Annotated in this window: 15 protein-coding genes and 1 riboswitch; of the genes, 6 read left to right on the top strand and 9 right to left on the bottom strand. The window is 47.6% G+C overall.

The window, feature by feature from the left end:
* The first annotated feature begins 531 nt into the window (after positions 1-531).
* Entirely contained in the window at positions 532-1,398 is an 867-nt protein-coding gene (locus tag GZ78_RS04060) for a hypothetical protein (protein WP_034832954.1), read from the top strand.
* A 29-nt stretch (positions 1,399-1,427) separates the two neighbouring features.
* Here GZ78_RS04060 and GZ78_RS04065 read toward each other — a convergent pair whose 3' ends face one another.
* The gene (locus GZ78_RS04065) at positions 1,428-2,450 is read right to left on the bottom strand and encodes a protein-tyrosine phosphatase family protein (RefSeq protein WP_034832955.1); all 1,023 of its coding nucleotides are present in this window, start codon (positions 2,448-2,450) and stop codon (positions 1,428-1,430) included.
* A gap of 128 nt (positions 2,451-2,578) precedes the next feature.
* Positions 2,579-2,733: riboswitch (FMN riboswitch) on the top strand.
* A gap of 118 nt (positions 2,734-2,851) precedes the next feature.
* Here GZ78_RS04065 and ribB point away from each other — a divergent pair.
* Positions 2,852-3,505, top strand: coding sequence for a 3,4-dihydroxy-2-butanone-4-phosphate synthase (ribB, locus tag GZ78_RS04070; RefSeq protein WP_034832956.1), 654 nt, complete (start codon positions 2,852-2,854; stop codon positions 3,503-3,505).
* On the opposite strand, the gene GZ78_RS04075 is transcribed toward ribB, so the two are convergent.
* The 6 genes from GZ78_RS04075 to GZ78_RS04100 form a co-directional block, all read right to left on the bottom strand.
* Positions 3,502-4,089, bottom strand: a complete 588-nt coding sequence (locus GZ78_RS04075) for a TetR/AcrR family transcriptional regulator (RefSeq protein WP_034832958.1) — start codon at positions 4,087-4,089, stop codon at positions 3,502-3,504. The genes ribB and GZ78_RS04075 overlap by 4 nt on opposite strands.
* Positions 4,090-4,472: 383 nt before the next feature.
* Complete coding sequence (locus tag GZ78_RS04085; RefSeq protein ID WP_034832961.1) at positions 4,473-4,985, bottom strand: lactoylglutathione lyase family protein; 513 nt, start codon at positions 4,983-4,985, stop codon at positions 4,473-4,475.
* A gap of 71 nt (positions 4,986-5,056) precedes the next feature.
* Positions 5,057-5,236: a hypothetical protein gene (locus tag GZ78_RS28720; protein WP_152558539.1), complete on the bottom strand. Its 180-nt coding sequence runs from the start codon at positions 5,234-5,236 to the stop codon at positions 5,057-5,059.
* Between the two features lie 173 nt (positions 5,237-5,409).
* Positions 5,410-6,363 (bottom strand): AEC family transporter, encoded by a 954-nt coding sequence (locus GZ78_RS04095; RefSeq protein WP_034832965.1) that lies wholly within the window; start codon positions 6,361-6,363, stop codon positions 5,410-5,412.
* 107 nt (positions 6,364-6,470) lie between these two features.
* Positions 6,471-6,644, bottom strand: coding sequence for a 4Fe-4S binding protein (locus GZ78_RS30900; protein ID WP_152558600.1), 174 nt, complete (start codon positions 6,642-6,644; stop codon positions 6,471-6,473).
* Between the two features lie 25 nt (positions 6,645-6,669).
* A complete protein-coding gene (locus GZ78_RS04100) occupies positions 6,670-7,380 on the bottom strand; it encodes a DNA-3-methyladenine glycosylase I (protein WP_034832966.1) in 711 nt (236 codons plus the stop codon).
* Positions 7,381-7,530: 150 nt separating this feature from the next.
* Between GZ78_RS04100 and GZ78_RS04105 the strand changes: the two genes are divergently transcribed.
* Entirely contained in the window at positions 7,531-8,700 is a 1,170-nt protein-coding gene (locus GZ78_RS04105; RefSeq protein ID WP_034832968.1) for a pyridoxal-phosphate-dependent aminotransferase family protein, read from the top strand.
* 40 nt (positions 8,701-8,740) lie between these two features.
* Here the strand turns inward: GZ78_RS04105 and GZ78_RS04110 are convergent, their stop codons facing one another.
* Positions 8,741-9,097, bottom strand: coding sequence for a hypothetical protein (locus GZ78_RS04110; protein WP_034832969.1), 357 nt, complete (start codon positions 9,095-9,097; stop codon positions 8,741-8,743).
* A 31-nt stretch (positions 9,098-9,128) separates the two neighbouring features.
* Here GZ78_RS04110 and GZ78_RS28730 point away from each other — a divergent pair, with 31 nt between their 5' ends.
* The 3 genes from GZ78_RS28730 to GZ78_RS04120 all read left to right on the top strand — a co-directional run bounded on the left by GZ78_RS28730 (position 9,129) and on the right by GZ78_RS04120 (position 10,660).
* On the top strand, positions 9,129-9,440 hold the full coding sequence (locus tag GZ78_RS28730) for a hypothetical protein (protein ID WP_152558540.1): 312 nt from the start codon (positions 9,129-9,131) through the stop codon (positions 9,438-9,440).
* Between the two features lie 131 nt (positions 9,441-9,571).
* Positions 9,572-10,225 (top strand): hypothetical protein, encoded by a 654-nt coding sequence (locus tag GZ78_RS04115; protein WP_034832971.1) that lies wholly within the window; start codon positions 9,572-9,574, stop codon positions 10,223-10,225.
* Between the two features lie 108 nt (positions 10,226-10,333).
* Positions 10,334-10,660, top strand: a complete 327-nt coding sequence (locus GZ78_RS04120; RefSeq protein ID WP_152558541.1) for a hypothetical protein — start codon at positions 10,334-10,336, stop codon at positions 10,658-10,660.
* 313 nt (positions 10,661-10,973) lie between these two features.
* Here GZ78_RS04120 and GZ78_RS04130 read toward each other — a convergent pair whose 3' ends face one another.
* Complete coding sequence (locus tag GZ78_RS04130; protein ID WP_034832976.1) at positions 10,974-12,053, bottom strand: hypothetical protein; 1,080 nt, start codon at positions 12,051-12,053, stop codon at positions 10,974-10,976.
* Positions 12,054-12,157 lie beyond the last annotated feature (104 nt).

The raw sequence follows: 12,157 nt of genomic DNA on the forward strand, positions 1-12,157 counted from the left end.
CTAGGAGCCTGACCGAGAATAGGCAGGTCGGCCTAAAATCCAGAAAGAACGGCCCATTTTTCCGATAAATTTGATTGAATAGGCCCACTATTCGCACAAATTTATCGAAAAAATGGCCTCGTTCTACTGAATTTTATTCTTGACCACTATTCTCGGTCAGGCTCCTAGGAGGCTGACCGAGAATAGACAGCCCGGCCTAAAATCCAGAAAGAACGGCCATCTCTTCCACTGAATTTTATGCTCGGACGCTATTCTCGGTCAGCCTCCTAGCTATTGATAACGGTAAATTACTGTTCTTCTCTGCCTTTCTGTACCGGCTCAATGGTAATGAATCAGAAGCCCAACACGCCCTGAATAGAGCCAGAGAGCTGATTCCTCCCAAACCCCTTATTTTTTTGGTGCCTGTAAATAACAGGATCAGTAACAAGAAGCTGACAGGCTGCTCTCAGATACCGGAAACATGGCCGATATAAGCCACATCCCCTGAACAACCAAGGGGCCGTTTAAAGGTGTGACAGGCTGGAAGAAATCATGAATACAGAAGCTGAATCCGTTGGTAACGTTATGTTAGATGAAAGCACTAGCCCATATCCGGGCTTATCCGAAAAAATGACACGCGCCGAGCTCAGCCAGAAGATAAAAGATGCTGTAGCTCAAAACCAAACGGAGCTACTGGAGTCACTTTTCTGCTTCATGCTGGTCAATGAATATACACCCGAACAAATTAATCAGGAGCTGGATTATATTCGTGCGAATAATCCAGCCATTCAGGACTCTCTCATTCGCTGGAGTGAAGAGCCTAAAGAAAAAAAGAAACTGAAGATTGCCGGCAAAGCGGTTTTTGTGGCGGTAGTGATTCATCATGCCAGTGGCAGTTTTGCCCCCGCCATTAAAGCCGTAGAGAAATTCAAATCATTCAAAGATGCCCCCCATGAATTTGCCGAAGCCGTTGATGAACTTGAAATAAGCTCATGGCTGGGGCTTTTGAACCATGAGCTCGATAATCAAGTCCCGCTCACCAATATTATGCGACAGATTGAGGCTCTTAGACTGAAGCATATATGGTCAAAAGATCTGGCCGTGTTTGCCATACCAGTGACTACCGCTTTTTTCCGTGAACAGGCCAATGAAAAGCTGCTTGATGGTGATTTTATTGGGGCTTATCGCGATTTGGAGCAGGCACTGAAACTATCCGAAGAAGACAAATCTGCCACATATCAGGCTTATGCTGACTGCATTGTACGACAGGTGAATGATCCTTTGTTTCGGTCCAGAGCCAGTAAGAAAGATCTGGAGAAACTCAGTGCAAAAATGGAGTACCTTCATGACGTTGATTTCTGGACACCTGAACTGGATATCGGGCGCTTTCACCTTAAAAACATGATTGGTGAGATCTAGCCCGGAAGCTTCAATAAATTTCAGTTGCTTTAAGCCTCTTCCGAACTGGAATCTGGCTCAGAGTCTGTCAGACCACAGAAGCTGTTCACCTGTGCAATGACTTCTTGGGAACTTAAGCCCGTCAACTCTTTCAACACCCTGAGCAAGAAATAAAATTGATCAGGCGTTGTCACAAATCGGGCGTCAATACGATCTCCCCGAGCCTGAACAATCAGCTCAGCCAGTTTCGCAACAGCCGTTTCTTTCACCAGTATTTCCGACGCTTCCAGCAGAATCAGGTTCATAACCATAACCAGTGCTCCTGATCGACCCAGACCTGCCCGGCAATGAATCAAGGGAGGTCGCCTCAGAGCAATCAGTTTTCTGCCAAACTTGATTAAACGTTTCGCGCTTGAATAACCGGCTGAGTCTGGCCAGTCAGTGACCTTGTAGAGTTTAACTCGAGCAGAGGATTGCCCTGCTTCCTTAACCCTGAGTTTGATTCGCTCAAATGTTCTGTGAGTATTCTCTGAACGGCCTGACTCTGAAGTTTTCTGGGTAACAGTGATCGGTCCACTGGCGATCACTCGGGCTCTGTCAGGAAAATAATCGCCACTGGCACCAGCCTCGTTGATGTTTACAATCACCGGAACCTGTTCTCTGAGAATAAAGTTCCAGAAGGGAAAAAATTCGCCCAGATCCGGCCTGGGACAAACTCGGGCAATAATGTCTCCCGGTTCACCGATATCATGGATATTCAGAATATTAACTGAGGCTCGACTTTCTGCTTTCCGTGGCAAGGGGACAGAACGAAGCGCTCCCCAAAGCTCGCCTGCAGCCTCGTTTAATGTATCGACTTTTTCTTTATCCGCTTTCTCAATGCTCCTGTCAGGAAGCTTCACCCCCTGAACCTCGGATTGAGACTCTGAAGTGACCTGCGGCCTGGGGTTCTCACTCTCTACCCTGGAAGGGCCTTCCTGAAAGGGAGGAACAATAGCCATCGGCTTATGATCTGGATTGATTCTGTCTATAACCTCACCTCCTATGGATGGAATGCCCCCTTTGAACAGCATCCCTGTATAAAATATCGTCGATAACTCAGCTAATTCCAGAGGCCTGCTTCTCCCTGATGCATTATTTCCAACAGAAACTTGCTTACTGACTTATCCCCGCTTAGCATGGCCGTATCAGACAAGATCTGACTTATTCTCAGGGCGGGGTGAAACTCCCCACCGGCGGTAATTGTCCAGATGTCAGACAAAAGCCCGCGAGCGCCTGTTGTTCAGTACAACAGGGTCAGCAGATCTGGTGCGAATCCAGAGCCGACGGTTATAGTCCGGATAGGAGAGAATGAAGAGCGAACTTTCTGTGATTTGCTCTGGATAACTTTATCTGCCTGAAACAGGAACGTTGTTCCTGTCTGTGTTCGTTCCTGTGCCCTGATTCTGGTAAACCCGATATAAGAGCTTTTTCCATGAATCAGTCTTTATTAGAGCCTTTTGGCAACCCACTCCAGCGTGTAGAAAGAGCCATTGAGGCGCTTCGCAGAGGCGAAGGTGTCATTCTTGTGGATGATGAAAATCGGGAAAACGAAGGCGACCTGATTTTTGCCGCTGAAACCATCACCAACAAACAGATGGCTCAGCTGATCCGCGAATGCAGTGGTATCGTCTGCCTGTGCTTAACCGATGAAAAACTGAAATCCCTGGACCTACCCCCTATGGTCGAGGACAACTCCAGCAGTTATGGCACAGCCTTCACTGTCACTATTGAAGCCAAAGAAGGTGTCACCACCGGTGTATCTGCAGCAGACAGAGTCACCACCATTAAAACGGCTATAAAAGATGGCTGTCGACCTGATGACCTTGCCCGGCCAGGTCATGTATTCCCGCTAAGAGCACGACCCAATGGGGTACTGGACAGAAGAGGACACACGGAAGGCACCGTCGACCTTGCCGTTCTGGCTGGCTACAAGCCCGCAGGTGTTCTTTGCGAACTCACCCATGAAGACGGTGAAATGATGCGCCTGCCAGCCCTCGTGGAATTTGCCAGCGCTCATGAACTGCCTGTTCTGACCATTGAAGACCTGGTCAGTTACCGTCTGATCCAGTTGAAAAAAACCGCTTAGTTTTCAAACAGTCCCTTCATTGCCGGAGTCAACAGTGCCTGCATGCGCCATGGCTCCGGCGACAGTCGACTCATTACTTTCAGGGACCAGATAATTCCCATCAAGAATACGGCTAATTGTTCGCAATCAGCACTTTGGGAAAGATCTCCTTCAGATTTGGCTCTCTCAAGAACCTCAGTAAAGCACTGCTCCAATCTGACCAACAACTGGCTGACCAGATGACAAACATTGTCATTCTGCCCTGACATTTCCAGAAGGGTATTAATCAGCAAGCAACCATCTGAAGAGCAATCACCGGTTGCCTCAAAGATCATATGTTGCAAAAGGGATTCAATCCCTTCTTTTGCAGTGATACTGCTATTCACTCGCCGGCGCACATCCGACTCCAACTCATTGGTATAGTGTTCCAATGCTGCGAGTAATAGCCCTTCTTTATTGCCATAGGCACTGTATAGACTTCCGGGACGAACCCCTGTCACCTTCACCAGGTCGCTAACAGGTGTGGCCTGATAGCCTTGCTTCCAGAAAAGGTGCATTGCCTGAGCGGTCACCTTCTCTTTATTGTACTGCTGTGGTCTGGCCATGACCGAACCTTCTGTAAGTATTTATATACCCATCGCCTTTCAAGATGCTACGTTGTTGCCAGCGTTCGCTCACCCTGATCACCTACTACTTGCAGGCTCACAGGGCTTCGTTCACTTGTCGCCTGGTAGCATCTTGAAATCCAATGGGTATACTGACCCGCTTATTTATAGACGGCACTGTAATGCTTGCAAGGTCATTTACTCAAATGATCAACATATTATGTTCTATCAAGATAAGCAGTCAGAACAAAATCAACCCAAATAGCCTCTCCCACGCCTGGCTACACTGATATCTGCATAAATCAACGCCTTCACGATCAATGCAATGATCCGGACTGCAATAAACTCCACATTGATTTTGAACGTCAGAAAGATTTTCCGGATCAGCCAGAATAGGCGCCTGAAGAGTAAGTCAGCTCATAGCTGTGGGAATAAATTTCCAGAATGTTGCCAAAAGGGTCTTCCATATAAACCATCCGGTAGGGCTTTTCACCCGGATAGTAATATCGAACGGGCATCCGCTGTTTGCCACCATGTCGAACTATACGCTCTGCCAAACCTTCCAGATCTGGATCCTGGACACAGAAATGAAAAACGCCGGTTTTCCAATACTCAAAGTTATTCTCCGGCTGTTGTTGCTGCGGAAACTGAAACAATTCAACACCTATCCGATCCCCTGTTGATAAGTGCGCTATTCGAAACGATGACCAGCCTTCACCAAAAACATCGGTGCACATAAGACCAATCGCACTGTCATCTTCAGTAATATCAGTAGGCGGCATGATCAAATACCACCCCATTACTTCGGTATAGAACTCTACTGCCTTTTCAAGATCAGGCACAGAGATACCAATATGACTGAAGTTTCTTGGGTATGAATGGGTATGACTACTCACCTTATAACCTCACGCAATAGTTACGCAATAAAAGGGACAGTCAGAGAATAGCTGAAACTCAGCCAGTTACATCATTGTCCTGAAAGTCCAACCAAGCCATTGACGTTAACCTTTTTATATTCTGAAGGTAGGAACCAGTCAGGAAATATTGCGATGGATCGTTCAGGCTCGACTTCTTCAACAGGCTCGATAATCAATCGACACTCACGACAATAGCCGTTAATACTCTGAGCAGCTCCTTGATCCAACAAGTAAAAAAGAGCCTTGCCAAAACACTGAAGACAGATCGTGACAGAATGTCTAAAGCCTAAGACAGACGAGATGAATACTACGACCAATACCTGGGCCAACCAACTGGCCAATTATCGGGATGGGATACAGGCCAGGAGGCTGACCGAGAATAGACTCCTAGGAGAGGGAATAATCAGACCACCCCGACCGATCTCATAAAGAAAATACCTGCACTCACAACGGGCAGAGAACCCAGGGTCGTTAGAACAATAATATTGGCAGCCAGCGGTGCATTTCCATTAAAGGCTTTCGCCATGACAAAACTGGCGACCGCTGTCGGACAGGAAAACAGCAGGAATACCACACTCAACTCCATGCCGTTATAACCCATCACCCAGGCCAGAGGGACCATAATCAATGGCAGCCATACCACCTTAAGCAGAGAAGCCCACAGGGAAGCCAGACTGGTTTCTTTCAAGGCCTGAACACTCAATGTACCGCCAATGCCAAGGAGCGCCAGAGGCAGTGAAATCTGGGCAAAGTAACGACCTACCTTGTCCACAACGGAAGGGATTCCAATACCACTCAGACTCACCAGCACACCCAGAACCACTGCGATAATCAAAGGATTGGTGATCAAGTCGGTGATCATTCCACGAATGCTGAGAGAGGCACCGGATTGCTGTGAATAAACCCCGAGAACGACCACTGAACAGACATTAAACAGGGGGATGATAAATGCCATCATCAAAGACATAAGTGCTACGCCTGGATCTCCATACATATTGGCCACCAGCGCCAGACCAATAATCGCCAGATTCCCCCTGGCTGCTCCCTGAATAAACACGCCACGGTCTTCCCTTTTCTCTGTTACCTTGAGAGATACCAGCCACGCCAGGAAAAAGCCTGCCAGAGATCCCACAAAGGCCAGCCCAACCAGCATAGGGTCAAGCCCGGCAGAACGATCCAGATTGGAAAGACTCAGGAAAATAACGGCAGGCAGGGCAAAGTTGAAAACAAGACGAGAGGAAACGCTGATAAAATGATCATCAATCACACCCTTTTTCTTAAACAGAATACCCGCCAATAACATGACACAAACCGGGAGGGTAATCTCAGCAGTAAACAACAGTGTTTCCAGGAGCATAGACTTACTTCTTTATTGTCAGCCAAACGGGCTCATCCTAAAACACAGGCCTGACTTCTACCAACCGCTCATTTCACAACTCAAGGTAAGAGAGACTCAGTAACCGATCATTTATTTTTCTTAATGAGTACAATCTGAGTACAATCTGAGTAAAATCTGAGTAAAATCGCACGACTGTGACAATCTAAAGCACACTCTCCACAACCAGTACATAATTCAGTATCAACTCTGGCTTTCTTCTTTAACTGAACCGAAAGGGCACCCGTTTCGCAGGATTCAATGCAAAGACTGCAAGGTTGTCCAGTTTTACTGCCTCAGATCAATCAAAACCTGGACATGATTATCACCCACGCCAAAAGCCAATAACCTACTGAGCTCGGTCAGGGAACGACCACTACTCTCCCTGAGTTGATTGAAAAATAACTGGATGGCTTTCTGGCTTTTCTGACTACCCGCACTGCCTTCAATGATTTTCATCGCTCTGAAGTAACCTTCAACATCGCGAGTCATCAGGAACGTATCCTTGCCAAGAGTTCGTAAAGCATAAGGCCCTGTATTCCCCCCAAGGCGACTTCCGTGCTTTTTCAGATAAGCCCAGAGCCCTATGATATCGTCCTCTGGCCAGGTCCCGACAAACTCGGCAAAGCTGCTTCCGCGTTGCTGCACATCATGGATCATCAGGGCGTTTTCTCGAATGCTCCAAACTTTCTTAAGATGGCGAATGATCTTGGGGTCGGTCGCTTTTCGCTCCAGCATGTCGTCGGGCATCATCAACAATTTCTCAATATCAAAGCCCCAGAATACCTCTTCGAAATCAGGCCATTTCTGATCCACTATTCTCCAGACAAAGCCACTCTGAAAAACCTTTCGGGTCAACTCTGCAAGATACCGATCATCTGGAATGCTTTTCAATTGTTGATTGGCAAGGGGTTTTTCCAGCAAGGATTCGACAGCGCTTTCTCCCCCCTTGCGTTCACAGGCTCGTTCAAAAATGACGTCATAGCTTTCTGGCTTCATGGTCACTCCATGTTCCTGGCAACGGTTTGTCGAGAGTGTATACAGTGCTCAATTGAAATTGAACATTGATACTTTCCGATAAAATGTGTAATACATAGGAGCATTCTTGCAGAAAACCTGACTAAACGGTTAACAACAGTAGAACAAGATATGACCATTCAATCATTCCACCCTCCCAAAAGAACCCTGATGGGGCCCGGCCCTTCAGATGTATACCCTCGAATTACTGAAGCCCTCTCCCGCCCTACCATCGGTCACCTTGACCCTGAGTTTGTCCGCATGATGGATGAGGTCAAGGAACTGCTTCAATATGCCTTCAGAACCAGCAATGCCCTGACACTGCCCATCTCTGCACCGGGTTCTGCGGGTATGGAAGCCTGTTTTGTCAATCTGGTTGAGCCAGGCGACAAAGTCATTGTATGCACCAATGGTGTCTTTGGTGGCCGCATGAAGGAGAACGTCGAGCGTGCCGGTGGTGAACCTGTCATTGTTCAGGGTGAATGGGGTCGTGCCGTTGATGTCGCTGAAGTTGAGAAGACACTACAGGCCCATCCGGACAGCAAAATCCTGGCCTTTGTTCATGCAGAAACCTCCACCGGTGCCCGTTCAGATGCAGAAGCACTCTGTCGTCTGGCCAGAGAACACAACTGTCTGACCATTGTTGATGCTGTTACCTCTCTGGGTGGATCGGAGCTGGAAGTGGACGGCTGGGGTATTGATGCTATTTATTCCGGCACTCAGAAATGTCTCTCCTGCGTACCGGGTATTTCTCCGGTGAGCTTCAGTGAAAAAGCCGTGGAGAAAATCTCCAGCCGCAAGCACAAGGTTCAAAGCTGGTTCCTGGATATGAACCTGATCATGGGGTACTGGGGTAAGGGAACCAAGCGGGCTTACCATCATACCGCGCCTGTGAATGCCATGTACGCTTTCCATGAAGCCCTGGTGATTTTACAGGAAGAAGGCATTGAGAATGCCTGGGCACGCCATAAGCTTCATCACAATGCACTGGCCAAAGGCCTTGAAGCCATGGGGTTAGAACTGGTGGTTCCTGAAGGCGAACGATTAAGCCAACTAAACGCCGTCAAGATTCCTGATGGCGTCGACGATGCCCAGGTAAGAAGCGAACTCTTGTCAAAGTACAACCTGGAAATTGGGGCAGGCCTGGGTAATCTGGCTGGAAAAGTTTGGCGGATCGGCTTGATGGGCTGCAGTGCCAATCAAACGAATGTTCTGAGCTGTCTAGGTGCCCTGCAGGCCGTATTAGGCTCTGATAAAAACGGAGCAGTAGCAGCCCTGGAGTTCTATCACTCACAGGGCTGACAAAATGCGTCTCTCCCATCACTGTGAGAGAGACGCAATTTTATAGAATCACACAAGGACATTGTTCGACGTTAGGCATGGGTGGATCATCCACATCCATCGTAAAGTCTTCACCCTCAGACTCTGTATCCGATACCGTAAAGCCGTCTACTACCCGGAATAAACGGTATCCCATCAAATCCAGAGGCTCCCTGTTCAACTCATCCACCGGATGCTCCCCCCTGCCCCAGGTTTTTCTATTGCTTCTGGCTTCAACCGCCCCGTGATAATAGCGCTGGTATTCTTCCTGACTGATCCTGAATCCCATAAACTCCTCTACTTCGTGCTTACGGAAGATTTCACTTTCATCCAGATTATCCAGCATCTGGTCAACAGGCCCCAGGAGACCGGCAGCCATATACAAGCCTAGAGTCTAGGGAATACCCCCTATGCTGATCGTAGACTTCCTTGCGCTCGGAAAAATAATCATCCATCACCTGAATACGTCCCAGTTCACGATGATTATCCAACCAGTTCATCCACTTAATGCAGCTCTTTTTATCGGTACAGGCCATCATTCCGATTGGATAAAAATCCGCAGACGCCTGACGACGTATTTACTGTACAGTCTTTATAAATCCTTTGGCACCGGATGCTCCTTCCCCATAATCAGAAGGCTCGCCATCCGTGAAGATGTAAGCCACCGTCTGCCGCCCTTTCCTTCTCGCCGCTTCAAAGCTATCCCAAACGGCTTTATTTAATGGTGTTCCTCCCCAAGGCTGAAGACTTTCGATAATTACGGGCTTATGACTTGAATTCAGGCTTCAATTCCTACCATAATCCCGACACATTAAAACAACTCTGCAATAACAACCTATAAGGATATAGAAGTATGAGTAGTGTTATCCCGGAAGAGGCGCTTTTCTTTATTGCTGAACGTGAATATACCCTTGATCAGCTGATCAATTTACTCTATCAAACACCTTCACCTCAAACCCGCTCGCACTTTACTGCTATTAATTCTCACTTGAAAAATGGTCGGGCACAGCCTGGTCAGATGGTGATTATCACTCCCCCTGATGCCAGCAGCTGCCAGCTAGCGGAAAGTATGATGCAGCAGGCAGCCATCGAGGTAGATAAAGAACTGGCGGAAATGTCCGCGAAAGAGCGAAAAATTCTGGCCGACCACTATGCGATTCTAAGTAATATGACAACTGTTACTGCGCCCATGTATGGGTGGGTGAATAACTACTTTAGCCAGAAAGGCAAAGTGGTAGAGCACACTTTGAACCAGATTGAGCGACTTTACATCTCTACGTATCAGAAAAAAGGCCACTTAAGAAGTGAGAATTTCTTCAACCAGAGACGTGTATTATTCAATCAGCTGGATACAACGATTAACGGCATGATGGAAAGAGAGCTGTTTGGCAGGGATGTGCCTGCAAGCCGGATCAAGTCACAGCTGGGCTTGAAGTCAAAGGCTATCGTCCATCAGTGGAAAATGCAGGGACACTTAAAGGTTTTTCCAACAATTACGCCCGGTTAGCAGAAACCTCAAGGACATTTGCCCGGTTGGGCTATCTCTCCATGGCGTTGGATGTGGCAGGTGGTGCGGCCAATATCCAGAAGGCCTGTACACTGAAGCCGGATTCTGATGAGTGCAGTAAAGCAACCATTGTCGAGCCTGCAAAAGTTGCGGGGAGTATCAGTGGTGGCGCAGCTGGTGGATTTGTCGCAGCTTGGGGGGTTTGCAACCTTGTGTTTGGTCTTCCATCAGGCGGTACAAGCTTGTTGTGGTGTAGTGTGGTTGCTGGTGCTGCTGGGGGGTATGGCGGTTCAAAGTTATTCGGTTCCGTTGGAGAGTCAGCCGGAAATGAAATATACAGGTTATCAAGATGATAGGAATACTCGTAGTAATATTATTTTCCTTAACGATCCTGCTTTTTTTGATTTTAACAGCGAATGCAATCCACTTTTATAAAAAGCGCTACAGAGAAATATCAGAAACTATTGATGGTGTGTTTTTTGACTGTGGTTTTCTCTTTGCAACCCATCGTCTGATGATGTGGGGGCATTACTGTCTCTTCCCAAAAAGAGCTCAGCGAGATAATGTTCTTCCGGTATTTGAAAATTTATCAAATCCAGTTCGGAGGCAGCTTAAGCTCCACTACTTAGGGCTCTTAACTTGTTGTTTTTTAATGATTTTCAGTTATTTATTAAGTAAATACTTATTGCCTGGAGAGTGAGATATGCTTCAATCTAGGAAGAATGATGTTCGCTCAGCTGGTTATGGCCTATTTGTTACTGGCAAGAGCTTTCTTCCCAAGTCTGTGAAAAGAGTTCAGAGCGCATTCTTTATCTGCAACAGGCATGTCTCCCGGGATACATTGGGGCTCATAAACATTCAAACATCTCACAGTAATTCCCTGAGTCGATACGGCTGCCAACAAGGGCACCATAGATTTCAACCGGCACTTCAATTCTTCCATCCGTGTCAGCTGGGTATACCCTCCCAGAGTCTTAGACAAACCGGTGTCGCTCTCATTCATCAACCCACTGTTGTCTATTATCAGATCCAGATGATATTCCTGAAGTTTGGAAAACTTGTTGGTAATACCAATCGGGATTTCCAGTTTTCGGGTAGCTTCAATCACCGCTCCCTGATTAGCACCCAGATTCTGTAATCGACCAATGGATGGCGGCATTCTTTGCAAGAAATCCCTTTGTTGTGCCAACTCAGGATTAACGGTCATGACCTGCTGAAGATCAACAGCTACCGGCATACTTGGTTCATGAACCAGCACTCCGTTGCGAATGACAATGGTTTGCCGCTCCAACGCTTGCGGAGCAATATAACCCTGCCCCTGTACGACCGAGTTATAGTCCGGAGGAGGATCACTGATACCACCCTGAGGAGGTGGCGCGCTCAGCGCACTGCCACTGGTTTCGCCCGATCCACCCTCTCCATCAGGCTTGTTGCCGGGAAGAAACACCATGCCATCCAGCTCTCCTTGCAAGACATGATCAGTATCAGGTTTAAACTCCGTATTCAGATCGGAACTGACATGAGCCTCCAGTTTTTCCTGATTGAATTCTGAAGACTCATCGCGAGATTCAAACGGAGCTTTTAGCTTCTCCGCCTGCTCCTGCTCCTGCTCCTGCTCCTGCTCCTGCTCCTGCTTCTCCTGAAATTTTCTGGCTTGCCGGGAAAGTGCAGCCTGCTGCTCCCTGAAACTGTCAGAGTCTTCCAACCAGTCGTCACGCCCGGAATCATTGTTTCCGTATTTCCCATCAACTTTGGATAAAGGAGAATCCTTGTGCCTCTCATCCAAGTCCAGATCAAACTCTCTGACTGACCCACCCAAAACGCTCATAAAACGATTACTGAGTGCTGCAGCGCCGTGAATATAGAAAGGGATCAGTCTTCAGCAAGGTGGGATAAGAGTCGTATTCATAGATCATTCAGATTCAGCGACTC

Source organism: Endozoicomonas numazuensis, from assembly GCF_000722635.1.
In the GTDB taxonomy this organism is placed as follows: Bacteria; Pseudomonadota; Gammaproteobacteria; order Pseudomonadales; family Endozoicomonadaceae; genus Endozoicomonas_A; species Endozoicomonas_A numazuensis.